Below are 24,632 nucleotides of genomic sequence, written 5' to 3' on the forward strand. Positions count from 1 at the left end.
CGCGCAGTTGGCTACGCTGCGGCGTGGAAGCGTGGCAGAGCGGCCGAATGCACTCGCCTTGAAAGCGAGCGTCGGGAGACCGACCGCGGGTTCGAATCCCGCCGCTTCCGCTCAGCTGACCAGCACAAACAGGACCCGGCGGGGATCTCCCCCACCGGGCCCTGTTGCTGCTGGTAGCAGTTTTGGTAGCAGTTGCGCCCCGTCAGGCCGTCCGCGACGGTTCGGCCACCTTTCCATCTGAGTCGGATTCGCCGTCCGCCGACTTCCACAGCAGTCCCCCGACGCTGTGGGCCACGTCGCGACGGATCGCAGCGGTCACGTGCTGGTACCTGGCCGCCATCGCGGTGTTGGACCACCCCATGACGCCCATGACCGTCCGCTCCGGGACTCCGATCAAGAGCAAGACCGTCGCGGCAGTGTGCCTGGCGTCGTGCAGCCGCCTTTCTGAGACGCCGGCTCGTTCCAGAAGCCGGAGCCAGTGGGCGTAGTCCGTTCGCGGATGGAGAGGGCCGCCCTTGGGCTTGGTGAACACGTAGTCGCTCTCCTCCCACATGTCGGCCGCAAGGTACCGTTCGCTCTCCTGCTGGTCGCGGTGTTCCTTGAGCAGCTGAACCAGCTCATCGGGAAGGCCCATGCCGCGCATCCCCGCCCGCGACTTCGTCCCTGCGGTCTCCTCCCTGCCCGGGGCCCTCTGCGGGCAGTGTCCGGCGCGCTTGCGCCCGCACTTCTCGCCGCAGCCGTGCTTCCACTTCGGTCGGAGCCGATTCCGGCGAACAACGAGTGTCCCGGCCTCAAGGTCGACGTCCGACCATTGCAGGCCAAGCACCTCGCCCTGCCTGAGGCCGAGAGCCAGGGCAATCGCCCAACGCGCACTGTCTCGCTGCTCTTGAGCGGTTTCGAGCAAACATTTGATCTCTTCGACCGTGTACGGCTCAACCTCGGTCTCGTCGACCTTCGGCGCGCGGGCAATCGACGCCGGGTTTTCAGTGATGTGCTTGCGCCGCTTCGCCTCGTTGAGCGCCGCACGAATGGTCCGGTGAACTTGGTGCGCATTTCCCGCCTTCGCCCCGGCTTGGATCATCTTCCGGTAAAGGCGTTCAAGGTGCTCCGGTTCCAACTTGTCGAGCCTGTGACCACCGATTCCGGGGACAAGATGCACCCGGACGGCATTGGCGTAGGCATCCCATGCGTTTTCCGTGATGGCCGGCGGCGCGACGATGGTTTCCAGCCAGTGCGTGAGCCACTGCGCAACCGTCCAGGGCTGGCCGGCCTTGCGCACCTTTCCCTCATCTCGTTCGCGCTCAAGCTTGCGGACCTTCGCTGCTACTTCGGTTTTCGTCTTGCCACGCACGTGCCGACGGTCCGGCCGCCCGTTGTCCTTGGTTCCAACACTCACCCATCCATGCCACGAGCCGTCAGAGCCTTTGTGAATGCTCGAACCGCCGTTGGCGTTCCTGCTCTTCTTCGCCATTGGTATCTCCCTCAGGCCTTCGACGGTCGACGTTGAACGAGTCGGGCTGCGTAGTCCTCAATCGCGTTCTTGGGCACGCGGCGCAGCCGGCCGATCTGGACGGATTCGAGCTCGCCATCGCGGACCAGGGAGTAGGTCTTCGTCCGGCCAATTCCGAGGCACTCGGCGGCTTCCTCAACCGTCAGCAGCACTCGTTCCGGCATCGCACGGACTACCTGCTCTGGCTGAGGTGGCTCGGCGGTCTGCTGATCCGCGAGCAAGGCCGCAAGCGATGCGAGCGTGGCGGCGAGCTGTGCGGTGTTCGCGGTCATGCGACCCCCCTGTGGTTCGTGGCGTCCGGGGTAGCCGTCCCAGCCGTCCCATCCGTCCCGATGCAGGTCAGCGCGGGACGGCTTGGGGTGTTGGGACGGCTTTTGCCGTCCCACGGGACTGGGCCGGTGATCTGGGTGGGACGGCTCGTGCCGTCCCAGCCGGTGTTGCCGTCCCGCGCTGACCTGGGTTGGGACGCTTGGGACGGCTGGGACGCTTCTCCGGGACCGTCCTCGGGTGGGCAGTAGCGCTGCCAAGCGTCGACGAAGTCCGAGCGGCGGTAACCCTTAGCTTGGGAGCCGTCGGGAAACCGGACGTTTCCGGATCGGATCTCGAAGTCCGTCAACAGCTTCGAGAGTTTGCTGGGGTTGAGCCCCAGCGGGCCGTACTCGCACCAGGGCGCTTCGAGGTCGGCGTTGAGCTTTCCCAGCAGGTCGCTGGTGGAGATGGCTTGCTGATCGGCGAAGGCGCGGCGGATGTCGACCAGCAGGCGGATTCGCACCGAGCCCTGATCGCTGTTGTCGGCTTCGGCCAGCAGGTCCACAGCGGCTTGCCTCGCTCGCTCCGGCCACGTCTCCCCTGCGTGGTCAGCAATTGCGATCAGCGGTTCCCAGGTGTCGGCCGCTCGGTCTTCGAGCGGCATCTCGGGTTCGACAGCTTCGAGCTTGTCCAGGTCAGCACGCAGCCATCCACCGATCTTCTCCGCAATGCGGGTGAGCGACGGTCGGTCGCGGCGGTGACGGAAGGGCGAGACCTTCTCGCCCGGTGCGCGCCGGCGCATGCGGATCACGACCGCTCGGTCTTCGATCGTGTCGGGCATCGCGCCGATGCCAGCCAGAGCTGCCATCGCGAACGTCGGGATGGCCTCGACCTTGCGGGTGTTGGCGTCGTACCGGATCGCCGGGCGGTTCCGCTGGTGGCCGGCGTTGAGCAGGCCACGCAGGTCCTCGTTGCTGCCGGCATCGGCACCGAAAATCGTGTCGGCCTCGTCGACGAGCATGGTGGGCGGGTCATCGTCGATCGAGCGGTACACCGCCGACGGTGAGGCGTTGACGGTGATCAGCGGCTCGTGGCAGGCAGCTTCGACCACGTCGAGCAGTCGCGACTTGCCGCAGCGCTTCTCCGGTGCGCGGATCACCAGGCGCGGGGCGTGCGCCCACGCAGGCTGGGCGTGGGTCGCGGCGATCCACAGGACCACGGCGTCGACAGCCTGCGGGCTGGGCAGGATCACGTACCGGGTCACCGCCTGGTGGAGCTCGTCCAAAAGCTCAGCGCCGGTGGTGGGTGCCGTCATCGAGCTACCTCCCTTCGTGTCGGTGGTGGTCATGCCGCGCCTCGTCCCAGCAGGGATTCCGGGCCGTCGTGGGTTCCGCGCTCCCAACCCCGGATTGCGTTGCGTCGGGCGGCAGCGGGTTCGAGCGGCTTGCCGGTGCGCTCACGCCGACGAAGCGCGGCGGCGGTCAGGGCGTCGATCGCCTCGGTCGCCGTCCACGGGGCGATGTCGTGGGTAGCGAGGTTGGCCAGGCGGCGCGCGGCCGCGTAGACGAGCTGCCAACGCTCCCCCGGCTCGGTCTCGACCTTGGTCAGCTGGCCTTCCCAGACCCGCTCCCAGTAGCCCGGAGTGTGATCACCCGGCCGCCCCGCGCCGAGGTTGGGAGCGACCGGTTCCGGTGTGGCCGGGGGCGTGACCCGGTGTCGCAGCCAGGCGGGCAGCTCGGCGATCTCAGCGGTCGCGGAGATCCGGCTGTAGGTGCCGGCGGTGTCCTCCGGGGGCGCGGCGATCGTGGTTTCCGGTGCCAGGACGTAGCCGCCTTGAGCGCGGACGTCGATCTGGTGCCCCACACGCCCCGTCGCATCGCTGGGCACGTCCAGCCCGGCCGGGGCGCGCAAATATAGGTGCCGGCCGCCGCTGGGCGTGGCGACGGTGAGCGTGGTCGGCCAGGACGCTCCGGCGGCGATGGTCAGGGCATCGAGGGCTTCCAACCCGTCGCCGACCGGACTGGGCACGTCGTAGGCAGCCGGTGCCGGCGGCTTGGGCTTGCGGTCGAGGTCAAGCACAACCAGACCGGACGGGCCGGTGGCGATGCCCACGCCGGCGCGGGGTGTGCGGGTCCACCACTGCCGGATCAACTCCTGATCGGTGGTAGCCGCGAGCAGTCCGTGGCAGGGTTGCTCGGCGGTCAGGCACCGGCAGGCCTTGGGTGCGGCGTGGCCGGCCTTGCAGTGCCGGCAGTTGGCGAACGGTCGCTTGCTGAACGGGCGCAGCGGGAAGACGTACATGCCCTGGGCGGCAAGCCAGCTGGGAATGGTGATGTTCGTAGTCATGGCTGCCCCTTCAGTTGCGGTGGTGGTTGGCGCGGTGGACGCGGCGGGCGGCGTTGATGGCTCGGCGGCCGGCGCGGAGTCGGAGGCCGGTGCCGCCGCAGGGCTTGCAGAGGCGGATGGCTCGCAGGAATGGGGAGCGCAATTTGCCGGTGCCTCGGCAGGTGCGGCAGGCCTTGAAGGGCCAGAACCAGCACGTCACGCCGTAACCGAACGTGAACAGGAGGAGCGCGAGGAACAGGGCGGTGCTAGCGGAGTCGGAGGGGGTCACAGATGGCCTCCAGGGCTGTTTTTGGGCGCACTGGCCCGCAGCGCGCTAGGAGCTAGGGCGCTGGTCGTGGTGGAGATGGGGCGCTAGCGGGGCCGCTAGGTCTAGCGGGCTGGTCGGCTAGACCTAGCGGCGTTGCTGGGCTTAGCCAGCACCCCGCCCGTGGTCACGCTGCGTATAGGTTTCGGCGACGTCGGCGCGGTGGAAGCCACGCCGGTTGCGGCCAGTGCCGGTGGCATCGGTGCCCCAGATCTGGCGATTGGCCCGCACCCCGTGGCGCTTGAACGCGGCGGTCAACTCGTCGGGCTCCCACTGGCCGTAGACCTCGGGGCGTAGTTCGGCGAGGCGGGCAACCGCGGTTTCGTTCCACACCTTCGCCTCGGCCTCACCGAACACCGCCAGGATGTCTTCCAGCAGCGTGTCCTTCCGGGCTGCCGTCTCGTCGACGTCCTGCACCTCGCCGATGGCGTGACCGGTCAGGGTGCCGGCGGCCTCGCGGAGGGTGCGGGCGTAGGCGGCGACCTTCTCCGACGCCGGGCCATCCAAACCTGCGACGGTGCGCACGATTTGGGCGTCGGAGCCTTCACCGACCAGGTAGCCGATGCCCTTGTCGGCCCAGGCGAACGTGGTGGCACGGACGCCCTGCTTGTACTTCGAAGTGCCCAGGACCATGTCGTTTTCGGTCTGCCCCTGCACCTTCAAGCAGAACCGCGTCGAGACGTTTGCCGAGATGCCCGTGGGAAGGCTCTTGGCGTCTGGGCGCTGGGTGGCCAGCATGATGATGATCCCGAGCGCTGGGCCGCGTTTGACCAGGTCAGTGCAGATGGCCTCGAACTCCTCGCCGTAGTCGGGGTGCTCGAACCACACCTGGCACTCGTCCACCCCGATGACGATCGGGTGCAGACCAAGGGACTTCTTGCCCGCGAGCTCTGGCGTGACCTTGTTCTCCGGAGCAAGACCCTGCTTGGCCAAATCCCGGATCAACTTGGCGCGGCGACGCAGCTCGTCGCGAAGTTTCCGCAGGTCACTAATAGCCTTCTCGATCTCCTCGTCGTCATCTCCGACGCCGTGGGCGTGGGTGACCTTCTCCAAGGGGTCAAGGTCACCGGTGCCCTTGAGGTCGTAGGTATGCAACTCCGCCCTCGGGTCCAATGCAGCGATGAGCAGCAGCTCGCGTAGGGCGAAGGTCTTACCCATACGCGGGATCGCACCGATCGCCACCGAGGTGAACATCAGCCGCAGATCGACCCACCGTCCACGTTGGTCGGTGCCGAACGGCTGCGGTTGGAACAGGTCGACCGTGATGCCCTTGCGCAGTGCCCACGCGGGCTGTTTGGCCTTGCGCATGTCCTGATCCCCCACCCACAAGATCAGCCGAGCGGCGTGCTCGGAGTTGTCGGCTTCCGGCCACACGCAGCCGAGGGGCCGACGCAAGCCGGAGGCGAGCTTTTCGCGGCGGTCCATGATGTCCCCGACTGTCACCCCGTGCGGCAGGTCCACATCCGCACGCCACCCCTTGCCATCCCGCGAGATGGGCTTCGGGAACCCGATGCCCTCCCCGCCCTTGCCCATTGCCTGGTTGATCCCCGAGATCCCGAGGGCGTTGAGGGCGATCTCCACTGCGTTGCTGGTCAGCTTCGGCACCTTCGTGGCCTCTACCGCCCGGGTGGCGATCGGCTGGTCGGCCGGAGCTCCCAACCAGCCCACGGCACCGAGGGCGCCGGCCACGATGGCGTACTGGACCAGCTCCGGGAGGAAGGCCCGTCCGAGGAAGAACGCCGCCAGCGCGGCCGCGCCCAGGCCCACGGTGGCGTAGACCCGGCCACGCACCCGACTATCACGCTGACCAGACAGCCGGAGGTATTCGGCGGCGTCGGCGCGGTCAGCGGCAGCGTGGCGAACGGTTCGGCCTTCGGCGTCGGTCACCCACCGCAGGAAACCGCCCAGCAGACGCAGCGTCCCTTGTGGAACCCGCATCAGGATGCGGGCGATGTAGACCGGGCACCGCACCGCGTGGAAGGCGGAGGTGTGGCCGGCGTAGCCGACCGCCCACTTTGCGGTCTCCCGGAACTCCTCCACGTTGCTCGCCCACTTGGGCAAGACCGGCTCGCGCTTCCCTCGGTGAAGAAGGCTCGAACCCGCCTCGGCCGTGTGGGACTGGTCGACCTGCGGGGCCTGGTCCTCCTCCACCAGCTCGCCATCGATGACCCGGGGCCCTGTCTCACCCTCATCGTGGGTCTGGTCAGCGTTGAGGCGTTCGGAGGGGAAGCGCAGCACCCGCGCCTGCTCACCGTCCCCGTGGGCCTGGTGCTCGTCGTCGGACCTGTGGTTCTGCGGCTCTTCGGTCATCGCTGCACCTCCCGGTGGGTGTCACGGATCAGGTGGGCCAGGCCGGCACCCATGCCGAGTACGGCGACGGGCAGGCAGGCCACGCCGGCGGTGATCAGCCAAGGGGCCTCGGTCATGCCGGCGGCCTTCATCAGGTGGAAAGCGATCTGCCCCAACGCCCCCAGGGCGAGCGAGCCGAGCGCGGAGTACTTCGCGAACCTGCGGGCCTTGGCCGGGACCTGGCCGGACAGCCACACGCGCAGGGCGTAGGCGGCGTAGGTCTCCACCCCGATCGGCAATGTGATCGCCGTGTTGATCGCGAACCCATCGGCGATGCCGGGCAGGGGGTGGACGATGCCGAACCCGGTGAGCTGCCCGAGCCCGACCCAGCCGGACCAGATCGCCACGAACGCCGGCAGCGCCAGCAACATGACCGGCCACACCGCCACCGGCTTCACCGGCTGCTCGTCGGCGAGTTTGGCCAGGTCTGCGTCCACCGTGATCGGCTCCGACACCGCCCCACCGACCGGCTCCGACTCCTCGGCCGGAACCGCCTCAGACTCGGTCACCTGCTCCGCCTCGGCGGACTCACGCTCAGGTTCGGCGGGTTCGTCGTCGTGGGTCTCGGCGGGTTCGGTCTCAGCCGGGGCGGGGTCGGTGACCACGTGCAGACCCCCCGGGTTGGCAGCCTTGACCCGCTGCCCGTCGGCCAGGTGTTCCAGGATCTCGCGGGCCTTCGGTGCCCCGATCCGCAGCTCGGTCATCAACTGGTTCCGACTCGGCATCCGCCCAAGCTGCGTGACCAGGTGGCGGGCCTGCGGCAGCAGCTCGGCGACCGGCACGGGGTAGCCGCTCTTCGCGGTGGTCATCGCACACCCCCACCGGGGCTAGTGGCGATCCGTAGCATCAGAGATCTCCTAACGGTTTCGTGATCGGTGGGAGACCCGGCCCAGCAGCTGGTTTGGCGACTCGCCTGCTGGGTCGGGTGCCTCAAAAAGGCCAACTGGTGTGGCCGCCGTCGGCGCGCTCGGCAGCCCTGAACAGGGCCTCGGCCAACCAGAGGTCGTGACGGTGATCCGCCCGGTCGCCCTCATCCCGCGCCGCATACGGCCCGAACCGCTCGACGTACTCCTCAGCCCTCCGCGCATACATCCGCTCGCACGGCGCCGTAGCCCCCGACTCGGCCGTCTCGCCAGCCGATGCGGTCCAGTTGACCGGCAGGGGCTTGCCGGTGATCTGCGAACGCCACGGACCCTTCTGCCCCCGAAGACCCCTGCGCTCCATCTCCAGATAGGCCGCCGTAGGAACCTCGCGAACCAGCGGCGCAGGTGCGTCGATCTCGAAGCGGAACGCACCGCACTCGCAGGTCCACCGCACCGAAATCGCCGAAACCTGCTCACCACTACTCGGCTTGTGCTCCAGGCAAATCAGCTCACGCCGCCGCCGAGCACCCCGAGAACCGTCCTCGGTCGAAAACTGCGACACCCGCCGCCTGGACCACAGCCAACTCAACAACCCGTTCACGCCGCCTCCTCCGAATCCACATCCGTCGTGATCAGCCGCAGCGCGGCGCCGGCCTCGCGACGCTCGTAACGCCGCAACCGCGTCCGCTCCCCCGCGCCGAGCTCCGACCACACGAACGGCGCCACAGGCAGCTCGCCCAACTCCTCGGCAATGACCTGATCCCAGTAGTCCTGCACCGCCTCCTGCTCGAACTCACCGAGCTCGACCTCACAGTTCGCCAGTTCGGCACCGAGGGTCTTGTAGCCCTGGTAGGACATTGCTACCTCCTGATGTCTTAAGATATTTCTATGTCGCGAGACATTAGGGTGCGCGGGATGAGCTGTCAACCCATGTCTCAAGACATGCCGAGTACGCTGATCACGTGGCTACTGACGACGCTCACGAGGACAAGCGCCCGGCTAGTCGGCGTGTGGCGGACGCCCTACAGGGGCGGATCGACGCCGGCGAATTCGCCCCGGGTGCCCAGCTGCCGACATATCGCCTGCTCGCGGAGGAGTACGAGGTGGCGGTCAACACCGCGTTGGCTGCGGTGCGCCTGCTCCGGGACGCCGGCATGGTCACGATCCGGGCCAACGCCGGCGCTTACGTCCGGGAGCCTTCGGAGCAGATCGACGTGGCTGCTGAACTCACCCGCACGCGGTCCGAGCTGACCGAACTTCGCAAGACAGTTCAGCAGGCCGACGCCGCCATCAGCGCGATGGAAGGGCGCCTTGACGACCTCATCGGCCGAGTCCGCGACGAGTAGCGCGTACCGCTTTGTGGCCGGCGCCCTCATGCCATGAGTCCCTGGAAGAACTGGGCCATGCCGTTGACGAGGGCGATGAAGAGCTCGAACGCGCCCTTGACCCACACTGCCGACTCGGCCGGGTGCTTCACGATGAGGACCAGGACCGCGAACGTGACGGCCGCGCCGATGAGCTTGGACATGAAGCCGCCGCCGGTCTGGACTCCGGGGAACGCCTGCTTCGCCATGACTTTCTCCTTCTCGCTTAGGGCTTTTCGTTGCCCGTTCCGCTGACAACTCAAGATTGCGGCCTAAGCGAGCTGCAAAGAACTGCCCTTGAACGCCCTGCACTGAACCCGTGCAGAACCGGCGCCCCTGAACCCGTGCTGCACTCCGGTTCCGTTGAAGTTCAGAATCGGCCGGTCAGATGCCAAGCTGGGTGTCATGCAGCTGAACGGCACCCCGCCCGAGATGGAGCAGGTCAAGACCCTGGCTCTGACGAACTACGGCCACTTCACCTCGATGCGGGTCGAGGACGGGTGTGTACGCGGCCTGTCCCACCACATGCAGCGGCTGCTGCGCGACTCCCGGCAGCTCTTCGATGTCGAGCTGGACATTGATCGCGTCCGACACTTCGTCCGTCTGGCGCTCGAAGACGCGCCCGCACTGACCACGGCGCGCGTGACGATCTATGACCCGGCGCTCAGACTCGGGACGATCGGCCAAGACGCCGAACCGCACGTGCTCGTAACCACGCGCGAGGCGTCTCCGGGCATCGCCTCACCACTGCGGCTCCGAGCGATGTCCTACGTCCGCGACGATCCGCCGGTGAAGCACATCGGCCTGTACGCCGCGCTCCGCCGACGCCGCATCGCCCAGCGAGACGGCTTCGACGACGTGCTGTTCCTCAACCCCAACGGCACCATCAGCGAGATCGCGACTTCGAACATCGGTTTCGTCCGAGATGGACAGATCATCTGGCCCAAGGCCGAATACCTGTCCGGAGTCACCATGACCCTGCTTCAGCAGGAGCTCGACGAATCGGTAACCGTGGAACCGGTGACGCTGTCCGACCTCGGCGAGATGGATGCCATCTTCGCCACCAACGCCGCCACCGGCATCCGTGCCGTTACTGCCGTTGAGCAGCACGAATCGCCAGAGAAGCATGACGTGCTGGACAAGCTGCGCGAGCACTACGCGGACATCCCTGGCGAAAGGGTGTAGTCGAGCGGGCATGACCTTTAGGCTCCCCTGCGGAAGACGTGGCAGGGGAGCTTGAAGTGGCGAATGTGCAGGTTTGGACCGGGACCGAGATCAAGGCTCTTCGCACCGCAATGCGGTTGAGTCTCCGGGAGTTCGCCGCTCACCTGGGCGTGAGCGAGCGGAACATCTCAAAGTGGGAGGCTAGAGGCTCAGACGTCACCCCGCTTCCGGTCAACCAGGCGATTCTGGACACGGCATTGCGGATGTCCGACCCCGACACCAAGGCCCGGTTCAAGGGCCTGACCGGCGGCGCGGAGATCTCCGGCGCGGAGACCATCGAACCGATTGGGAGCGGCCAAGTTCGCCACCCGCTCACCGGTAGCTCGATGGTCAAGGTCGACGGCAGCATCTACCAGTCCGGCCCGAGCAACACGCCGCTGTGGGTGGCGTCGTACTACATCGACATCTACCTGGTCAGCAACGCCGACTATGCCCAGTTCGTCGCCGCAACCGGCCACGACATGCCGCAGCACTGGGAGAACGGCATCTTCCCGCCGGGACTCGCGAACCACCCCGTGGTGTGGGTGACCTGGAAGGACGCCGCCGCCTACGCGAAGTGGGCAGGCAAGACGCTCCCAACCACGCAGCAGTGGGAGAAGGCGGCCCGGGGAACCCGCGGTGCGACCTACCCGTGGGGCGACCAGCCAACGCCGGCCAAGTGCAACGTCCGCGAAAACGGCGTCGGCATCACCACGGCCGTCGACTGCTACCAGTCCGGGACCAGCCCCTACGGCATCTACGACATGTGCGGCAATGTCTGGGAATGGCTCGACACTCAATCCACGCCCGGCCGGCGTGAGCTCAAGGGCGGAGCCTGGACCAGCCAATTCGACCGCGCGGTCCCGTCGCAGTTCAACGACGCCAACGAGACCATGTGCGACGACGACACCGGCTTCCGCTGCGCAGCACCGGCCGAAGACCTCGAACGACTACTTCACGACGTCGATTAACTCCCAGTTGGAAGCACTTACTGCAAGCGTCGGAACAGCCCTGCGGATACAGGGCTGTTCCGATAACGCTATACGCCTAACCCCAGATCACGAGCCCACCGCAAGAAGCAAGAATCCTGCTGCGGCGAATCCGGCCATGACTCCAGCTCCGACGCCTTCGGCGAGGCCGACGCCAACTCCGACTGCCGCACTCACCGAGATAATCAGCACCCAACGAACCGAGATCTGGTTCCCCGCCTCGCTGTTTCCTTCACTCATCCTATTCCTCGCACTTTCTTGTCAGGATCTATTTCCACTGCGGCCGGCCCGCAAGTACAAGCCTGGCCGCGACGACCCGCCCACGCCAGCCCCTGAGGGGGCTCACGAAAACTGGAGGGGGCTCACATGCCCAGCGCAGAGGACGAGGGACCCGATGAGCAGGTTTACAAGGAAGTTCTGGACGCCGAAGAAGAGTCACTACAAATTGAACTCAAAGACGGCACACTTGCAGTTTTCAACAGGGAGGAAGCAGAGCTAAAATACACCAACTTGCATGGCTACTCGGTTACCGCATCCGCTAAAGTTGAAAACGGAAAACCAACCCTAAAAAAGCTGCAAATTGAAGCCGACAGCACCCCACTAGATTCGATCAGTATCGATCGAACAAAAAAGGTGGTTTCATATGTGCGCGAGCAGCTCAAAGACGCATACGCGCAAAGATGGGACAGGCGCAGCAAAACGCTAGCAGAAAGCGCCCTTCGAAAGCTTCGCAGGGGCACGAAGGCTGTAAACGAAGAGGACGACTACCAAGTCGCTGTCGTGTATTCCCTTGCACACCTGCTTGGCAAGGATCCTGTCCAGGCAGTGAAAACGCATTTTGGCTTCTCCGAAGCAACAGCGAAACGCCGTATCAAACGAGCACGAGAGGAACGGGGGCTGCTGCCAGCCTACTCTGAACTAGCACAAGGAAGCATCCCGAATGAGGAATCAATACCGTGGCTGGAGCCAGATGATCCGCAGTTTCTATCGAACATAAATAGAATTAGTGACGAGATGTCGTTGATTCTTCACCCAAGGCTTTACACGATAATTCGAGGAATGATGTTTTTCGAGATGCTGGGGCAGATAAAGGACGGAGAGAAGGAAGGAGTTTTCGCAAGCGAGCGTGCACAAAGTACCGCTGCGGAGCTGCTGGACGCAATGATCCCGACAGATCGTACGAGCGATGACGAGGAAAGTTCTGGGAAGTAACTTGCGTTGCGCTCAACTCAAGTTCCCCTCAGAAATGACAAGCACTACAGCAGATCCGGTCCTGCTTCTGCGGACCACTTCTCGGACCCCGGAGCGCACCCTGCGTGATAGCCGCTTGTCGCCTTCACCGATAAATCTCGACCACGGCGGACGCGCCTCCGTGCATCCCATGAGCTCCAAGAGAGCCAACAAGGGGATCAACTCTGAAACGACTCTGTCGGTAACCTGCGACCCCCGCCGAAGGACCACTTCCCAGACTCCCGCCACCTGATGTGGCGGACATGCAATCTCCACTCGGGAGCCTGCTCGACCTGTCGCGGCCGACTGATCGCGATTCAGCCAGTTCACAGGTCTGAACCCTGCCACATAATCCGACTGAGCAGTTCCGCCAACCAGGGATAACACCGGACGATGCTTTCCATTGCCTCTAAGGCGATCTCAGCGGTCCGTGAGATCGCTTCTCCGGGCACCCTCGCGCTTCGGTGACCAACCCCCTACCCTGCGACGGCCTGACGGGTCATCGCCCGCAGCTGGGACAGCACCGGCCTAGGTAGTGGTTCTCCACGTGGAACTCCACCGCGTCGACGGCGATGCGTCCAAGGTCGGCCACGACACGGAAGCAGTCGGGACCATCGACCGGGCACACGAGCCACCGCCGGCCGTCGACGAAGACCGCTTTCGGCTCCTCGGCCTGGGTCACGTCCATAAGCGCTAGTGTAGCTACCTACACGTACCTATGGGTTCATCTCATCAGGCGTAGGTTCCTCTGCCTGCATAGCGTCGGTCCATGAGCTGGGAGAGCCGCGCAGACAGGATCAACCGAGACCTGCCGGTCTACGTCTGGTCCCAGATCGCCGACGACCTCCGAGCCGACATCGACTCCGGCGAACTCACCCCAGGCCAACGCCTCCCCTCCGGCCCCGAACTCGCCGAGATCTACGGCGTCACCAAGGTCACCGCCACCAAGGCCATCCGCCACCTGCAAGAAGCCGGCCTACTGATCGTGGTCAACGGCATGGGCACCTACGTCACCGCAGGCTGACCCCTAGCGCCCACCACGGCTCGCCCCTCAGACTCACAGCTACCTCAATGTGTCAGAGGCCACATTCGGGCCGATTTGCTTACGAGCGACCGCTGGCCAGCCAAAATGATCACTCAGAGTCGATCGAATGACACTCTGAGTGGACAGTGGGAGGCTGCGGCTTGCACAGCAAACTGGTGGAGCCTGAGGTGCTTGGGGAGTCCCTCAAGAACCTCATCGAGTCGGCTGAATCGTGGACGTTCCATGTAACTCGTTCAAAGTTGAACTGGGACACAGGAAAAGCGCAACAAGAAGGACTCACACTCGGCCCAGGTGACGATGTCAAACTTGGGAACGAATTGGACCCGAGACTGGCCAAATCACGCCGCGTATCCTTGTACATCACGTGGAGCGACGGCGGCGCTGCGCTGGTCAACTTGGCCGACCGTTCCCATCGAGAGATCACCGGCTCCGACAGCCTTACCAAAAATATTAAGGAGTTCAGCAATCGCATCAAGAGTGGCGCCACTAGCTTTACCGGAATAAACTTCGTTGCATTCCTTTTCCTGTGGCCTTTCGCGCTCGGAATCGGAATGGCTTTCATCTCTTCACTAACCGACCCCGCCCGCCGAAAGTGGCTATTCGAGCCTACCCCAGAAGGGGTCCGCCCACCCCTGTCTCCTTGGGTACACGAAGCTATGTCGGTTGCCATCCTGTTTTGGCCAGCAACCATTATTGCTGCCGCACTAATTGTGACACTGCGGGCATACTGCGGGGGTCTGCGCGTCAAACGAATGCCTATCACAAAGACATCCGTCCCCCTGGCGCTTTACAAGCTTCGATCAGAGCTACTCCGCGGCGACATATGGCGACCAATCGTCACCGGCGTAGTCATCTGTGTTTTCGGCGCAATCTTTGGTTACTGGCTTAAGTAGGGTCGGGGGACCAGCCTGACACCACCAAAATCGCCATAGCCGTAGCGGAAGGGCAGAGTTTGGAGTGAAACCGTTCTTGACCTTTGCAAAATGGGTCAACGAGTATGCAATCGACACCCTTATAGAGCACGGACTCGACCCCGAGGTCGGTTCCTGGGCAATTAGAACAGCAGCGCACCGCTACTACCGCATATTTGTGGCCTTCGCTGTTCCCTACTTCGCGACGATCGCTTTACACGCTACCGCCTCCGTCTCAGACGTGCCGCAGTTTGAACGCTTGTTTATAAGCACCGCCCCACTACCCAGCCTTGCATTCTTCTACTTGTCATGGATTTGGCACAGACCTCTGTTCCGATCAAACCCAATATCCCTCTTGGAAGACCTACTTTCGATGACAGTCAATCTAACCATTTTCGAAGGCGGACAGGGGGACGCCACCGTACCTGCTGACGGGCACAAATGGCCTGGCTATGCTCTAATCAGCGCAAGGATAAGAGAGACAAAGCAGAAACTTGAAGCAATTTCTTGGAGGTTCACAAAAAAGGTAGCGAGACTGGCAGGAAATACAACACGCGAGCGTACGGATCCACGATGGAGCAGGACATCCCGCGCTGTTCTGTACGCCGCGGATGAGCCATTCAATAGAAGGCGCAGAAACCTAGCTTACAAAGCAATATCCCGACATATTGCTCAGCTTTACACAGGCAAGCTATACGATCCGACGCCTCGGGTACATGGCATGCCAAACCTACCTGCTCCGCGCCCACCACGTCTCAAGTCGCGAATTCAGACAGTCCTCCGAGCACAAACGACTTACACAATTGCCGCCACCTTGATCGCAGCGACGATCGGCCCGCTTCTAACAACTCTCCTGCGGCGATAACCACGACGTCACGACCGCCGCCAGACTGCGTGCGCCGGTACCAGCATGACGACTCGACTCCCGCCGGAGCCGGGGTTCTGCCCGCGATAGAGAACGACTTTGACCTCGGCCCACCAGCGACGGCGGGTATCCCGCCGCCAGCAGATCAGTTCTCCGTCGATAACGGCATCGAGCACCCACCCATCCGGAAGTACCCCACCGCCCGGCGGGCTCTGGTTGAAGGCACGCCGGAGATCGAGCTTGACCGGCACCGGTGGCCTGCGTTGCCGATCATCCCCAGGCTCTGACGGCGGATAGGCCTTAACTTCATCGAACACAGGTTCTATGATGCGCTTGCTGCTGACGGAGGGGAAGTCCTCAGCGGCCCAACGGGCCGGTCGCAACAACCCGGTGCGACCGGCCCATCAACAATCCGGCAGCGCCCTGTTCCCTGGGCAGTTGGCCAGCTCCGTGACTCACGTTCGTGGTAGCAGTCCCGGTAGCAGTTGCAACGGTTCAGCCAAGTTCATCGAAGTTCAGAAATCTCGAATAGTCCCTGGTCGCGGCCATCGTGACCCCCGCCGAACTGGCGTTCTCAGAGCTTGAAAGCGAGCGTCGGGAGACCGACCGCGGGTTCGAATCCCGCCGCTTCCGCTGTGTTGACCAGCACGAACATGGCCCGACGGGGCTCTCTCCCGCCGGGCCATGTTGCCTCTGGTCTCGCTTTTGGTCTCAATTGATTCTCCCGATCCGCCGGTAGGTTTCTCCGCGTGAATCCTGATGAGCTTCCTCGGGCGGAGTTCGCTTTCCCCGGGCCCCTGCGGGATCGGTTGGTGGCGGCGATCCTCTCCGGCGCTAAGACGTCGACCTCCGGTTTGGTGCTCGCCTACGAGCGTGCGAACGAGCCGTTCCCCGAGGTGGGACAGCTCTCGGCGGTGGTGGACTCCCTTGATCGGCGGGTCGCGGTGATCGAGGTGACCGAGGTGCGGATCGTCCGGCTCGCCGATGTGGACCTGCAGCACGCCCTGGATGAGGGCGAAGGTGATGAGTCCGTAGCGCAATGGCGTGCTGGGCATGAGGAGTTCTGGCACAGCGCGGAAGTGCGCGCCGAACTGGGTGCTCCCGGGTTCACCGCGACCGATGACACCTTGGTGCTCGCCGAGCGATTCCGGTTGGTGCGCACCGTCGGAGATCCCGGCCTTTCGCCGGGTTGAGTACTTTCACGGATCCCTTCCGCGTGGTGCGGGTGGCACCATCGCGCAATGATCAACCAACAGCGTGGGCAACGGCCTGCTGAGCGCCTGGTCCTCGGCGCGGGGCTGGCGGTGCTGACCGCGGCCTGCTGGTGGGCTTGGATGGCGTGGGATCGCGGCTACCAGACCGACCCGGCGACGGGCTCGACCAGCGGCCCCTACGAGGCGTGGCAGGTGGCCGGCTGCGTCGTCTGCCTCGTCGTGCTCTGCGTGGCTGCGACCGTTCGGATCCCCGCGTGGCTCGTCGTCCCGGTCATGCCCGTCGCGTTCACCGCGGCGTGGTCCTGGACGGCCGCCGGGGCGGACGGCACCGGTCTTTGGGTCATCGGTGCGGTGCTGGTCTTCGTCGGCATGGTGGTCGGAACCGGTGCGGTCAGCGGGATCACCGCCGTCGCCCGTGCTGCGGTGCGACGCCGGGGACGACCGGTGTCCACGGGCCAGTAGCGACGTCGAGCAGCGCAGCGCTACCGGCCTCGACAGGCGGACGATCAGTCCGCATCAGTGGACGAGCCCCGGCTCGACCCCCATCGGCGCGCACGCCCGAGCCGGGGCTCCGCTTCTCAGCCCGCCGTGGCTCGTTCGATCCAGTCGCGGTGGGCGGTCAGGTCCGTGTAGATGCCGGGGCCCGTGGCGCAGGTGGGGTCCGCGTCGCCGTCGCGGCTGGTGGCGCCGATCAGCTGCCAGTGGCCCGGGCGTCCCTTGAACTGCGGACCGCCGGAGTCGAGGATGCACGCCTGGGCGTTCTCCGTGGGGCTGTCGGTGCACAGCTCGTTGTCGCGGTCGTAGTTCTCGCTGCAGCGCTCGTCCGGGACGAGTTCGGTGCCCAGCTCCTGCAGCCGGATCGGCGGATCCGGGCACTCGCTGCCGTCCTCGCAGGTCATCCCCCAGCCGAGGATGCGGGTTGCGGTGCCGATGGGCCCGGGTTCCGACGCGATCTCGACGGGTTGCGCCGTCACCGGGTGGTCGAGCTTCATCACGGCCACGTCGTCGTGGAAGGGCTCGTAGGAGAAGTCCGGGTGGGTGGCGAACTCGACGACCTTCGCCTCCTCCCCCTTCGTGCGGTCCTGGTCGCCGATGCGCACCGCCAGCTGCTCCGGCACGACGTTGACCGCGCAGTGCCCGGCGGTCACGATCCAGTCCGGCTTGATCAGCGACGCCCCGCAGTAGTGGTGGCCGTCCTTCTGCACGCTGACCATGAACGGGAACCGCTCGGTCGAGTCGTGCCCGCCGATGATCGCCGATGCCGGCGGGGCCAAGGCCGCCGTGAGCGCGAACGCCCCGATCACCCCGAGCAGTCCCGCTTTTCCTGGCTTGGCCACCTGTTCCTCCTGCTGCTCCCGCGAACTCGGTCAGCAACGACGCTAAGGAACGACGACGAGAAGAGGATCAGCTGAATGGCCAGGATGCGCTAGCACTTCCGGCCAGAGCGGACGTCGGCTGCGCCTGGGGCGCAGTCCCCACTCGGGATGGGCTCCACGACCGGTTCGGGGTGGGGGAAGTTCTCATGAAAACTTCCCCCACCCCTCGCACACCGTCCCGGGAATGGTCACAGCAAGCCGCTGCCCATGCGCTCGACGTGCTTGTGCAGCTCGGCGGCCCAGTCGACCTGGGGGATCGCCGCGTAGTCGATGTTCACGACGTTGGTGAGGTCGCGGCCGCTGGTGAGCAGGCCCGCCTTCTTGTCGCCTTCGATGACCACGTCCATCCCGTCGTGGCCCGCGATGAAGGTGACCTCCAGTTGCTTCAGGCGCGGGTAGTTCGGCGACCGGTGGAACTCGATCTCCTGGTAGAACGGCAGCGTCTGCCGGGTTCCGCGCAAGTGGCCGGCCTCGCAGTCCACCCGGTGCAGGTGGAAGCCGAGGCGTTCCACCGCCTCCAGCAGGACGTGCTGGGCCTGCAGAGCACCCACGCCGATCGGGTCGGTGTCGGTGGCGTCGACGGCGCCGCTGATCTCCAGCCTCGTGCGGACCGCGACCTCACCTCCCGGCAGGTGCCGACCGGCGAAGAACGTGATCGGGGTTTCCAGCGGCGCGGTCACCTGGAACGGCAGCTCCACGATCTGACCGGGCTGCAGCGCGACGCCCGCGCCGATCCGCTGCCGGCCGAAAGCGCGCTTGGACTCGACCTCGTCGTCGTTGACCTCGTGCTCCACGCGCGTCACGAACTCGACCGACACCCCGTCCAGCTGCTGCGGGACCTCGCCGCCGCGCAGCCGCACGACCCCCTGGACCTGACCGCCCGGCTGCACGCCCGGCGTGTGCAGCTCCGTCTCCACTTCCGCGCCGCCGACACCGACCGCGGCCAGTAACTTCTTGAACATGGGCCCAGTCTTCCGGCTGCGCGTTCCGCGCGGATCACGATTCGCGAGAAACCGGGAGAAACCCCTAGTGGTGATGCACGTCACCGTCGCGGGAGGTCACAGGACGAGCGCGGGCGGCATCCCGTGTTCGAGACCCCGGACCGTGGAGGTTCGTGCGGGCGGTGACCGACCAGGAGGCGCGAGATGGCGACAGGCCCGGCATGACCGAGAACCCCGATCCGTTCACCGAACACCGCCCGCTGCTGTTCTCCATCGCCTACGAGATCACCGGGTCGGTGGCCGACACCGAGGACGTGCTGCAGGACGGCTACCTGCGCTGGCGCGACGTCGACCGCGACTCGGTGACCCACCCGCGCGCCTACCTGGTGCAGATCGTCACGCGCCAGGCGCTGAGCCTGCTGCGATCGTCCTCCCGGCGTCGCGAGACCTACGTCGGGACGTGGCTTCCCGAGCCGCTCATCACCGCCGACGACCAGCCGGACGGGCTCGACCACGTGCTCACCGGCGAGGCCGTCACCACGGCGATGCTGCTCGTCCTCGAAACCCTGACACCCGCGCAGCGCGCGACCTTCGTGCTGCGCGAGGTCTTCGACTTCAGCTATCCCGAAATCGCCGCCGCGCTGGGCAGATCCGAAGAGGCCGTGCGGCAGCTCAACAGCCGTGCGCGGCAGCACGTGCACGCACGGCGCGGCACGGCCATCGCGACGCCGTCGGAGGCCTCCGAGGTCGCGCGGCGGTTCTCGGCGGCCGCGGCCACCGGCGACGTCCAGGCGCTGCTGGACGTGCTCGCCCCCGACGTCGTGTACCTCTCCGACGGCGGCGGCGAGGTCACCGCCGTCCGAAACCCCGTGCGGGGACGCGAGGACGTCGCCCACCTCATCGCCGGCCTGCTCACCAGGGGGCGCAAGAAGGGCGAGCTGGACTTCCGGATCGGCGTCCACAACGGGATGCACTCGATGCTCGTCCTGGTCGACGGCGAGCTCGAACAGGTCACCTCCATCGAGGTGGGCGACGACCAGGTCCGGGCGGTCTACACCGTCCGCAACCCGCACAAGCTCACCTCCATCAAGTTCTGAACGAGGAGTCGCGATGGAAACGATCACCGTGGAGCGCACCATCCCCGCCCCCGTCGAGTCGGTGTACGACTGGTGCGCGGAAACCACCCACTGGCAGAGCTCGTCCTGGGTCCTGCGCAACCGCCTCAAGCAGGCCGGGGAACCGGACCGGTGGGGTGCGGGCGCGGTGAGGTCCCACCTCTGGTCGATCGGCTGGTTCCTCGAGGAGGTGACCGCGGCCGAACGCCCGCGCTCGATGAACTACCTGGTCACCCAGAGCTTCCCGCCGTCCCGGCACGGCGGCGGGAGCATGACCTTCACCGAGGTTCCCGGCGGGACCAGGGTCACCTGGGTCACCGAGGCCGAGATGAGAACGCCCGTGGCGCGCGACCTCGCGACCCGGACGATCGTGAAACCCCTGACGCGCCTGGTGTTCGGCCGGATCCTGCGGCAGTGCGAGCGGGACCTGCTCCGCACCTCGTAGCGGGTTAGCCGCGCGAACCAGCCCGGGACGACTCCTCAGCGGAGCGCGGCCCGCCGGTCGCGGGTATAGCGTCGAGGCATGGGTGAGATCGAATTCAAGTCTCGTGTCGGCGTCTGGTGGACCAGCGATGCGTGGGGCATCCGCGACGTGCAGGAACGCGCTCGGGCGATCGAGGAGCTCGGCTACGGCTCCCTGTTCTACGGCGAAGCGTTCGGCAAGGAATCGCTGACGCAGGCCGGTGCCCTGCTGGGAGCCACCGAGCGGCTGGTGGTCGGCACCGGCATCGCCAACATCCACGCCCGCGACCCCAAGGCCGCCGCGGCCGGTGCGCGGACGCTCAGCGCGCTGCACCCGGGCAGGTTCGTGCTCGGTCTCGGCGTCAGCCACGCTCCCCTCGTCGAGGGCAACGCGGGCACCTACGCCAAGCCGCTCACGACCATGCGCGACTACCTGCAGCGCATGGACGAGCTGTCGGACAAGGTCGAGCCCGGGGCGCCGCGTCCGGCTCGGCTGCTGGCCGCGCTCGGGCCGAAGATGATTCAGCTGTCCGGCGAAGCGGGCGACGGCGCGCACCCCTACCTGATCACCCCGGAGCAGACCGCGACCACGCGCGAGCTGCTCGGACCCGACAAGTGGGTCGTCAGCGAGCAGGCGGTCGCCCTGACCACCGACCGGGAGACCGGGCTGCGCCGGGCGCACGACCACCTGCACATGTACTCGCAACTGCCGAACTACCGGAACTCCTGGCTGCGGCAGGGTTTCGACGAATCCGACGTCGTCGTGGGCGGATCCGACCGGCTCGCCGAACACCTGGTCGCCATCGGTGACGCCGGGACGATCGCCGCGCAGGTCAAGCGCCACCTCGACGCGGGCGCCGATCACGTGGTCATCCAGGTCCTCGGCGACAGCAGCTCCGAAGATCCGCTACCCGCGCTGCGCGAGATCGCACCCGCTCTGGATCTGTGAGCTTGACGTCCGTGAGCGGTGAGCCGATCTTGTGCGGATAGGGTCAGCGCGTGAGTGGAACCGAGCAAGAACACCCCCACGACACCGAAGACCTGGTCCGCCTGGTCTCCATCACCCGGCAGGAACTGGGCTGGGACCAGGCGAAGCTCGCCGCGGCGGCCGGAATCCCCGAGTCCGACGTGGCGAGCTTCGAGGCGCAGCGGATCGTTCCGGCCAAGCCGCTGGCGCTGCGCTTCCTGGAGGCGATGGGTGTCGTGGTGCAGTCGTGAACTCTCCCGTCACCGAGGGTTCAGCCCCCGGAAGGAGGGCTCGGGGTACGAGCGATCCCCCGGGCTGCGAGCATGGGGCCGTGGATGAGAAGCAAGACGTGAACGTCCGGCACAAGCCCACCGGCGCCGCCGTGTGCGCGCACCTCGGAATCGGGGTCGACGACGAACAGGCGAAGCTCGCCCGCGACCGGCTCAACAAGTCGCTGGCCCACTACCGGGTGGCGCTGCTGGCAGGCGAGCAGGCCGAAGCCGAGGTCGTCGGCGCCTGAGCCGGGCCGGAACGAGGTGGGCGTTCGTCGCCCGCCGGTCGAAGCGCGCCCCGAGGAGCGCGGCGACTGCGCAAGATCGGAGAAGACACCGCCGGTGAGCGGCCCTACGTTGGTGCCAAGAGTGACCACCGACGTGGAGGGCGCATCATGGCGCAGCGGGTTCGCGTTCACTGCATGAGCGTTTCCCGGGACGGCATCGGAGCGGGGCACGACCAGACCTTCGAGCGACCGTTCGGCCGGGCGGTGACCCCGCAGGCGCTGTTCGAGTGGATCGGCGCCACCGCCAGCTGGGTCAACCGCACCGAGGAGGGCGGCACCCGGGGTTTCGAGGACTACATCTCGCGCGACTTCGCCCACGGCATCGGCGCCGAGATCATGGGGCGCAACAAGTTCGGCCCCGTTCGCGGCCCCTGGCCGGACCACGACTGGCAGGGCTGGTGGGGCGACGAGCCGCCCTTCCACACGCCGGTCTTCGTGCTCACCCACCACGAGCGACCCTCGTTCAGCCTCTCCGACACCACCTTCCACTTCATCAACGCGACGCCGCAGGAGGCCGTCGAGCAGGCCAAGGCCGCCGCGGGCGGCCAGGACGTGCGCATCGGCGGCGGCATCAGCACGCTGCGCGAGTTCATCGACGCCGACCTCGTCGACGAGATGCACATCGCGGTCATCCCGGTCGAGCTCGGCGACGGCATCCGACTCTGGGCGAGCCCGGACGAGCTGACCGACCGGTACCACCTGGAGCGCGTCCGGGCGTCGAGCGGCGTCGAGCACCACTTCTTCTGGCGCCGCTGAGCTAGCTCGTCAGGAGGCGCTGCGCGTTCGCGCGCTCCTCGGTGGCGCGCTCGTGCCCGAAGAACGGCGCGACGACGCAGTAGAGCAGGTCCGGAACGAGGTCCGGCAGCTGCGCGGCCTCCCCCCGCTGGACGCGGTTGTAGACGACTTCCAGCACAGCTCCGACGATGGTCTCGGCCGTGAAGCTCGCGCCCGGCGCGGCCTGCGGCAGATCCCGCGTCCGGTCGGTGATCAGCGCGGTGAGCCCGCGGATGTTCTCGCTGCGGCGGCGCAGCGCTTCGGGGCCGGCGGCGAAGACCTCGACGACGCCGAGCACGGCCGCGTCCGGATCGGCGGCGAGCTCGCGCAACGAGCGCTCCAGCGCTGCGCGGGCGCTGGCCGCGTAGTCGTCGTGGGCCGCGTAGCCGGTGCGCGCGACCACCACGACGCGTTCGGCGATCTCGTCGTAGGCCGCCAGGAAGGCGGCGTTCTTGTTGGCGAAGTGCTGGTAGAAGGTCTTGCGGGACACCCCGGCGCGGCCGGTGAAGTCCTCGACCGTGGCCTCGGCGTAGCCGCGCTCGCCGACGGCCGCCACGACCGCGGCGAGGATGCGTGCGCGCTGATCATCGGCGACCTGATCGGCCGGGATCCCGTGCCGCCCGGGCGGCAGCTTCCGCTGGTCGCGGGGGTCCCTGGCGCCCACCTGTCCGCTACCTCTCCAGTGGTCTGAGGATCCGTTCACCGATGAGATCTTCAAATCGAGCTTACCGGCCCGCTAACGTGCCTGCGTAGACAATCCGGGGGGATGACATGACTGCCAATTCGCCCAACTTGTTCGCCGATGCGGTGGCGTCGTGGCACCTGGCCTGTCGGCAGGCGTGCCTGGAGAACGAGAACTGCCGCGATCGGTACGACGCCGTGGTCGGCGTGCTGATCACCTGGTTGGCCGAGAACCCGGCCGCCGCCCGGCTGTACTTCGGTGGCCTCGACGAGACCGAAGATCCCTGGCTGCCCACCTACGTCAGGGATGCCACGAGCCATCTCACCAGGTTGATCGTGGAGATGAGCGTGGCGCACGACGACCTCCGGAATCGAACGAAGATCGAATTCGTGATCGGCGCGTGCCACGAACTGGTCCGCGAGGAATTACGCAGGGAAACCGTGGACCACGCCCGTTTGGCGCACCGGCTCACCCGTTTCACCCCGCTTCTCCTCTCGCACGACGACGGATCGCGATAATGCTTCCCGCACTTCACCGTTGCGCATTAGAAACACTCATGTTTCTATAGTTTTTCCTCAGGCATCGCCTCGAATTCACCACCACTCCCAGCAACTCCGCGACGCGCGAACGCCGTGTCGCGGAGGGACGAGGCCTGCCCGAACACAGGAGGTAAACGATGCGCGCAACCCGACGCACGATCGCCGGCGTGGCCATGATCGCCGCGTTCTCCCTCGGAGGATCGGTGGCGGCCCAGGCCGCAGCCGTGCAGTGGAACCCGCAGAACACCGTCGAACCGCTCACGCTCGCCAGCGGAACGCAGCTGGTCATGACGGCCAACACCGGCGCCACGATCACCTGCGACACCGTGAGCGGCAACGTGCAGGCCCCCGTGGGCGGCGACCCGGCGGTCGCCGGAACCGTGGACTCCTCGGGCGCTCCTGCGGCACCGGCGATCACCAACTGCACCAACTCGATCGCGCCCTCGGCGGCGACCACCGTGACCCCGAGCGGTCAGTGGCTGGCCACCGCGACCGGCACCGGCAGCGTGGACATCACCCAGGCCAGCGCGACGGTGACCATCAGCGGGATGTGCACGATCACGGTGGACAACGCCGCCGTCCCGGGCAACGGCTGGGACAACGGCACCCACCAGGTGACCGCCAACTCCGGCGCCTCGTTCCCGATCAGCGAGAGCGGACTGCTGTGCGACGGCGCGAACAGCGCCACGCTCAGCGGCACGCTGCAGCTCCCTGCCGAAGTCACGATCTCCTGATCGAACCGACGACGGAAGGGTGTGGGGGTGGGGGAAGTTTT

The 24,632-nt window shown here is 66.3% G+C and carries 31 protein-coding genes and 1 tRNA gene; 17 read left to right on the top strand and 15 right to left on the bottom strand.

Translation table 11 applies throughout. The features are described from left to right. Positions 1-25: 25 nt before the first annotated feature. Positions 26-110: transfer RNA gene (locus tag FHU35_RS15715), tRNA-Ser, on the top strand. 92 nt (positions 111-202) lie between these two features. Here the strand turns inward: FHU35_RS15715 and FHU35_RS15720 are convergent. The 9 genes from FHU35_RS15720 to FHU35_RS15760 form a co-directional block, all read right to left on the bottom strand. Then, the gene (locus tag FHU35_RS15720; RefSeq protein WP_145740317.1) at positions 203-1,471 is read right to left on the bottom strand and encodes a tyrosine-type recombinase/integrase; all 1,269 of its coding nucleotides are present in this window, start codon (positions 1,469-1,471) and stop codon (positions 203-205) included. An 11-nt stretch (positions 1,472-1,482) separates the two neighbouring features. Next, positions 1,483-1,782: a helix-turn-helix domain-containing protein gene (locus FHU35_RS15725; protein ID WP_145740319.1), complete on the bottom strand. Its 300-nt coding sequence runs from the start codon at positions 1,780-1,782 to the stop codon at positions 1,483-1,485. After that, on the bottom strand, positions 1,779-3,074 hold the full coding sequence (locus FHU35_RS15730) for a DUF3631 domain-containing protein (RefSeq protein ID WP_145740321.1): 1,296 nt from the start codon (positions 3,072-3,074) through the stop codon (positions 1,779-1,781). Before FHU35_RS15730 ends, FHU35_RS15725 begins: the two co-directional genes overlap by 4 nt. Positions 3,075-3,103: 29 nt before the next feature. After that, positions 3,104-4,105 (bottom strand): bifunctional DNA primase/polymerase, encoded by a 1,002-nt coding sequence (locus FHU35_RS15735; RefSeq protein WP_145740324.1) that lies wholly within the window; start codon positions 4,103-4,105, stop codon positions 3,104-3,106. Between the two features lie 10 nt (positions 4,106-4,115). Continuing rightward, the gene (locus tag FHU35_RS15740; RefSeq protein ID WP_145740326.1) at positions 4,116-4,373 is read right to left on the bottom strand and encodes a hypothetical protein; all 258 of its coding nucleotides are present in this window, start codon (positions 4,371-4,373) and stop codon (positions 4,116-4,118) included. A gap of 141 nt (positions 4,374-4,514) precedes the next feature. Next, on the bottom strand, positions 4,515-6,719 hold the full coding sequence (locus FHU35_RS15745) for an FtsK/SpoIIIE domain-containing protein (protein ID WP_145740328.1): 2,205 nt from the start codon (positions 6,717-6,719) through the stop codon (positions 4,515-4,517). Continuing rightward, complete coding sequence (locus FHU35_RS15750; RefSeq protein ID WP_145740330.1) at positions 6,716-7,567, bottom strand: ABC transporter permease; 852 nt, start codon at positions 7,565-7,567, stop codon at positions 6,716-6,718. The genes FHU35_RS15745 and FHU35_RS15750 overlap by 4 nt, the downstream gene beginning before the upstream one ends. A gap of 121 nt (positions 7,568-7,688) precedes the next feature. Continuing rightward, on the bottom strand, positions 7,689-8,222 hold the full coding sequence (locus FHU35_RS15755; RefSeq protein ID WP_145740338.1) for a hypothetical protein: 534 nt from the start codon (positions 8,220-8,222) through the stop codon (positions 7,689-7,691). Continuing rightward, on the bottom strand, positions 8,219-8,479 hold the full coding sequence (locus FHU35_RS15760) for a hypothetical protein (protein WP_145740339.1): 261 nt from the start codon (positions 8,477-8,479) through the stop codon (positions 8,219-8,221). Before FHU35_RS15760 ends, FHU35_RS15755 begins: the two co-directional genes overlap by 4 nt. A 104-nt stretch (positions 8,480-8,583) precedes the next feature. Between FHU35_RS15760 and FHU35_RS15765 the strand changes: the two genes are divergently transcribed. Beyond that, the gene (locus FHU35_RS15765) at positions 8,584-8,967 is read left to right on the top strand and encodes a GntR family transcriptional regulator (RefSeq protein WP_186459451.1); all 384 of its coding nucleotides are present in this window, start codon (positions 8,584-8,586) and stop codon (positions 8,965-8,967) included. A gap of 26 nt (positions 8,968-8,993) precedes the next feature. Here FHU35_RS15765 and FHU35_RS15770 read toward each other — a convergent pair whose 3' ends face one another. Beyond that, positions 8,994-9,194, bottom strand: a complete 201-nt coding sequence (locus FHU35_RS15770; RefSeq protein ID WP_145740343.1) for a hypothetical protein — start codon at positions 9,192-9,194, stop codon at positions 8,994-8,996. 196 nt (positions 9,195-9,390) lie between these two features. Between FHU35_RS15770 and FHU35_RS15775 the strand changes: the two genes are divergently transcribed. From FHU35_RS15775 to FHU35_RS15785, 3 genes are all read left to right on the top strand, one after another. Beyond that, a complete protein-coding gene (locus tag FHU35_RS15775; RefSeq protein WP_145740345.1) occupies positions 9,391-10,170 on the top strand; it encodes an aminotransferase class IV family protein in 780 nt (259 codons plus the stop codon). Positions 10,171-10,412: 242 nt separating this feature from the next. Beyond that, positions 10,413-11,159: a formylglycine-generating enzyme family protein gene (locus tag FHU35_RS15780; RefSeq protein ID WP_246110345.1), complete on the top strand. Its 747-nt coding sequence runs from the start codon at positions 10,413-10,415 to the stop codon at positions 11,157-11,159. Between the two features lie 384 nt (positions 11,160-11,543). Further along, a complete protein-coding gene (locus FHU35_RS15785) occupies positions 11,544-12,389 on the top strand; it encodes a hypothetical protein (RefSeq protein ID WP_145740349.1) in 846 nt (281 codons plus the stop codon). A 517-nt stretch (positions 12,390-12,906) separates the two neighbouring features. Here FHU35_RS15785 and FHU35_RS15790 read toward each other — a convergent pair. Further along, positions 12,907-13,095, bottom strand: a complete 189-nt coding sequence (locus FHU35_RS15790; protein WP_145740351.1) for a hypothetical protein — start codon at positions 13,093-13,095, stop codon at positions 12,907-12,909. Positions 13,096-13,176: 81 nt separating this feature from the next. Between FHU35_RS15790 and FHU35_RS15795 the strand changes: the two genes are divergently transcribed. Continuing rightward, on the top strand, positions 13,177-13,431 hold the full coding sequence (locus FHU35_RS15795) for a winged helix-turn-helix domain-containing protein (protein WP_145740355.1): 255 nt from the start codon (positions 13,177-13,179) through the stop codon (positions 13,429-13,431). 161 nt (positions 13,432-13,592) lie between these two features. Then, positions 13,593-14,345, top strand: coding sequence for a hypothetical protein (locus FHU35_RS15800; protein WP_145740357.1), 753 nt, complete (start codon positions 13,593-13,595; stop codon positions 14,343-14,345). 891 nt (positions 14,346-15,236) lie between these two features. Here the strand turns inward: FHU35_RS15800 and FHU35_RS15805 are convergent. Continuing rightward, positions 15,237-15,545 carry a hypothetical protein gene (locus FHU35_RS15805; protein WP_145740360.1) on the bottom strand — a complete coding sequence of 103 codons (309 nt, stop codon included), beginning with the start codon at positions 15,543-15,545 and terminating at the stop codon, positions 15,237-15,239. Positions 15,546-15,977: 432 nt separating this feature from the next. Between FHU35_RS15805 and FHU35_RS15810 the strand changes: the two genes are divergently transcribed. After that, positions 15,978-16,421 (top strand): ASCH domain-containing protein, encoded by a 444-nt coding sequence (locus FHU35_RS15810; protein ID WP_145740362.1) that lies wholly within the window; start codon positions 15,978-15,980, stop codon positions 16,419-16,421. Positions 16,422-16,469: 48 nt separating this feature from the next. Further along, entirely contained in the window at positions 16,470-16,904 is a 435-nt protein-coding gene (locus FHU35_RS15815; RefSeq protein ID WP_145740365.1) for a hypothetical protein, read from the top strand. Positions 16,905-17,020: 116 nt separating this feature from the next. On the opposite strand, the gene FHU35_RS15820 is transcribed toward FHU35_RS15815, so the two are convergent. Together FHU35_RS15820 and FHU35_RS15825 are read right to left on the bottom strand one after the other, a co-directional pair. Next, the gene (locus FHU35_RS15820) at positions 17,021-17,779 is read right to left on the bottom strand and encodes a S1 family peptidase (protein ID WP_145740367.1); all 759 of its coding nucleotides are present in this window, start codon (positions 17,777-17,779) and stop codon (positions 17,021-17,023) included. A gap of 227 nt (positions 17,780-18,006) precedes the next feature. Further along, the gene (locus tag FHU35_RS15825; RefSeq protein WP_145740370.1) at positions 18,007-18,780 is read right to left on the bottom strand and encodes a sporulation protein; all 774 of its coding nucleotides are present in this window, start codon (positions 18,778-18,780) and stop codon (positions 18,007-18,009) included. Positions 18,781-18,941: 161 nt separating this feature from the next. Between FHU35_RS15825 and FHU35_RS15830 the strand changes: the two genes are divergently transcribed. From FHU35_RS15830 to FHU35_RS15855, 6 genes are all read left to right on the top strand, one after another. Next, complete coding sequence (locus tag FHU35_RS15830) at positions 18,942-19,856, top strand: RNA polymerase sigma-70 factor (RefSeq protein ID WP_246110346.1); 915 nt, start codon at positions 18,942-18,944, stop codon at positions 19,854-19,856. Positions 19,857-19,869: 13 nt separating this feature from the next. Continuing rightward, positions 19,870-20,319 carry an SRPBCC family protein gene (locus FHU35_RS15835; protein WP_145740372.1) on the top strand — a complete coding sequence of 150 codons (450 nt, stop codon included), beginning with the start codon at positions 19,870-19,872 and terminating at the stop codon, positions 20,317-20,319. Positions 20,320-20,397: 78 nt separating this feature from the next. Next, on the top strand, positions 20,398-21,285 hold the full coding sequence (locus tag FHU35_RS15840) for an LLM class F420-dependent oxidoreductase (protein WP_145740375.1): 888 nt from the start codon (positions 20,398-20,400) through the stop codon (positions 21,283-21,285). Positions 21,286-21,335: 50 nt separating this feature from the next. Next, entirely contained in the window at positions 21,336-21,554 is a 219-nt protein-coding gene (locus FHU35_RS15845) for a helix-turn-helix domain-containing protein (protein ID WP_145740377.1), read from the top strand. Positions 21,555-21,634: 80 nt separating this feature from the next. Beyond that, positions 21,635-21,823, top strand: a complete 189-nt coding sequence (locus FHU35_RS15850) for a hypothetical protein (protein ID WP_145740379.1) — start codon at positions 21,635-21,637, stop codon at positions 21,821-21,823. A 147-nt stretch (positions 21,824-21,970) separates the two neighbouring features. After that, entirely contained in the window at positions 21,971-22,618 is a 648-nt protein-coding gene (locus FHU35_RS15855; RefSeq protein ID WP_145740381.1) for a dihydrofolate reductase family protein, read from the top strand. 1 nt (position 22,619) lies between these two features. Here FHU35_RS15855 and FHU35_RS15860 read toward each other — a convergent pair whose 3' ends face one another. Continuing rightward, entirely contained in the window at positions 22,620-23,300 is a 681-nt protein-coding gene (locus tag FHU35_RS15860; protein WP_186459452.1) for a TetR/AcrR family transcriptional regulator, read from the bottom strand. Positions 23,301-23,407: 107 nt separating this feature from the next. On the opposite strand from FHU35_RS15860, the gene FHU35_RS15865 reads away from it, so the two are divergent. Together FHU35_RS15865 and FHU35_RS15870 are read left to right on the top strand one after the other, a co-directional pair. Further along, positions 23,408-23,836, top strand: a complete 429-nt coding sequence (locus tag FHU35_RS15865; protein WP_145740386.1) for a hypothetical protein — start codon at positions 23,408-23,410, stop codon at positions 23,834-23,836. Positions 23,837-23,994: 158 nt separating this feature from the next. After that, a complete protein-coding gene (locus FHU35_RS15870) occupies positions 23,995-24,591 on the top strand; it encodes a hypothetical protein (protein WP_145740388.1) in 597 nt (198 codons plus the stop codon). Positions 24,592-24,632 lie beyond the last annotated feature (41 nt).

Origin of the sequence: Saccharopolyspora dendranthemae, assembly GCF_007829955.1 — a bacterium.
Taxonomy (GTDB): domain Bacteria; phylum Actinomycetota; class Actinomycetes; order Mycobacteriales; family Pseudonocardiaceae; genus Saccharopolyspora; species Saccharopolyspora dendranthemae.

Bases quoted from the DNA above. Each gene is read 5' to 3' on its own strand.
- FHU35_RS15745 (WP_145740328.1), bottom strand. From the start codon at position 6,719: ATGACCGAAGAGCCGCAGAACCACAGGTCCGACGACGAGCACCAGGCC.
- FHU35_RS15775 (WP_145740345.1), top strand. From the start codon at position 9,391: ATGCAGCTGAACGGCACCCCGCCCGAGATGGAGCAGGTCAAGACCCTG.
- FHU35_RS15835 (WP_145740372.1), top strand. From the start codon at position 19,870: ATGGAAACGATCACCGTGGAGCGCACCATCCCCGCCCCCGTCGAGTCG.
- FHU35_RS15790 (WP_145740351.1), bottom strand. From the start codon at position 13,095: ATGGACGTGACCCAGGCCGAGGAGCCGAAAGCGGTCTTCGTCGACGGC.
- FHU35_RS15780 (WP_246110345.1), top strand. From the start codon at position 10,413: ATGTCCGACCCCGACACCAAGGCCCGGTTCAAGGGCCTGACCGGCGGC.
- FHU35_RS15825 (WP_145740370.1), bottom strand. From the start codon at position 18,780: ATGTTCAAGAAGTTACTGGCCGCGGTCGGTGTCGGCGGCGCGGAAGTG.
- FHU35_RS15770 (WP_145740343.1), bottom strand. From the start codon at position 9,194: ATGGCGAAGCAGGCGTTCCCCGGAGTCCAGACCGGCGGCGGCTTCATG.
- FHU35_RS15785 (WP_145740349.1), top strand. From the start codon at position 11,544: ATGCCCAGCGCAGAGGACGAGGGACCCGATGAGCAGGTTTACAAGGAA.
- FHU35_RS15750 (WP_145740330.1), bottom strand. From the start codon at position 7,567: ATGACCACCGCGAAGAGCGGCTACCCCGTGCCGGTCGCCGAGCTGCTG.
- FHU35_RS15725 (WP_145740319.1), bottom strand. From the start codon at position 1,782: ATGACCGCGAACACCGCACAGCTCGCCGCCACGCTCGCATCGCTTGCG.
- FHU35_RS15760 (WP_145740339.1), bottom strand. From the start codon at position 8,479: ATGTCCTACCAGGGCTACAAGACCCTCGGTGCCGAACTGGCGAACTGT.
- FHU35_RS15735 (WP_145740324.1), bottom strand. From the start codon at position 4,105: ATGACTACGAACATCACCATTCCCAGCTGGCTTGCCGCCCAGGGCATG.
- FHU35_RS15870 (WP_145740388.1), top strand. From the start codon at position 23,995: ATGCGCGCAACCCGACGCACGATCGCCGGCGTGGCCATGATCGCCGCG.
- FHU35_RS15865 (WP_145740386.1), top strand. From the start codon at position 23,408: ATGACTGCCAATTCGCCCAACTTGTTCGCCGATGCGGTGGCGTCGTGG.
- FHU35_RS15855 (WP_145740381.1), top strand. From the start codon at position 21,971: ATGGCGCAGCGGGTTCGCGTTCACTGCATGAGCGTTTCCCGGGACGGC.
- FHU35_RS15730 (WP_145740321.1), bottom strand. From the start codon at position 3,074: ATGACGGCACCCACCACCGGCGCTGAGCTTTTGGACGAGCTCCACCAG.
- FHU35_RS15720 (WP_145740317.1), bottom strand. From the start codon at position 1,471: ATGGCGAAGAAGAGCAGGAACGCCAACGGCGGTTCGAGCATTCACAAA.
- FHU35_RS15815 (WP_145740365.1), top strand. From the start codon at position 16,470: ATGATCAACCAACAGCGTGGGCAACGGCCTGCTGAGCGCCTGGTCCTC.
- FHU35_RS15840 (WP_145740375.1), top strand. From the start codon at position 20,398: ATGGGTGAGATCGAATTCAAGTCTCGTGTCGGCGTCTGGTGGACCAGC.
- FHU35_RS15795 (WP_145740355.1), top strand. From the start codon at position 13,177: ATGAGCTGGGAGAGCCGCGCAGACAGGATCAACCGAGACCTGCCGGTC.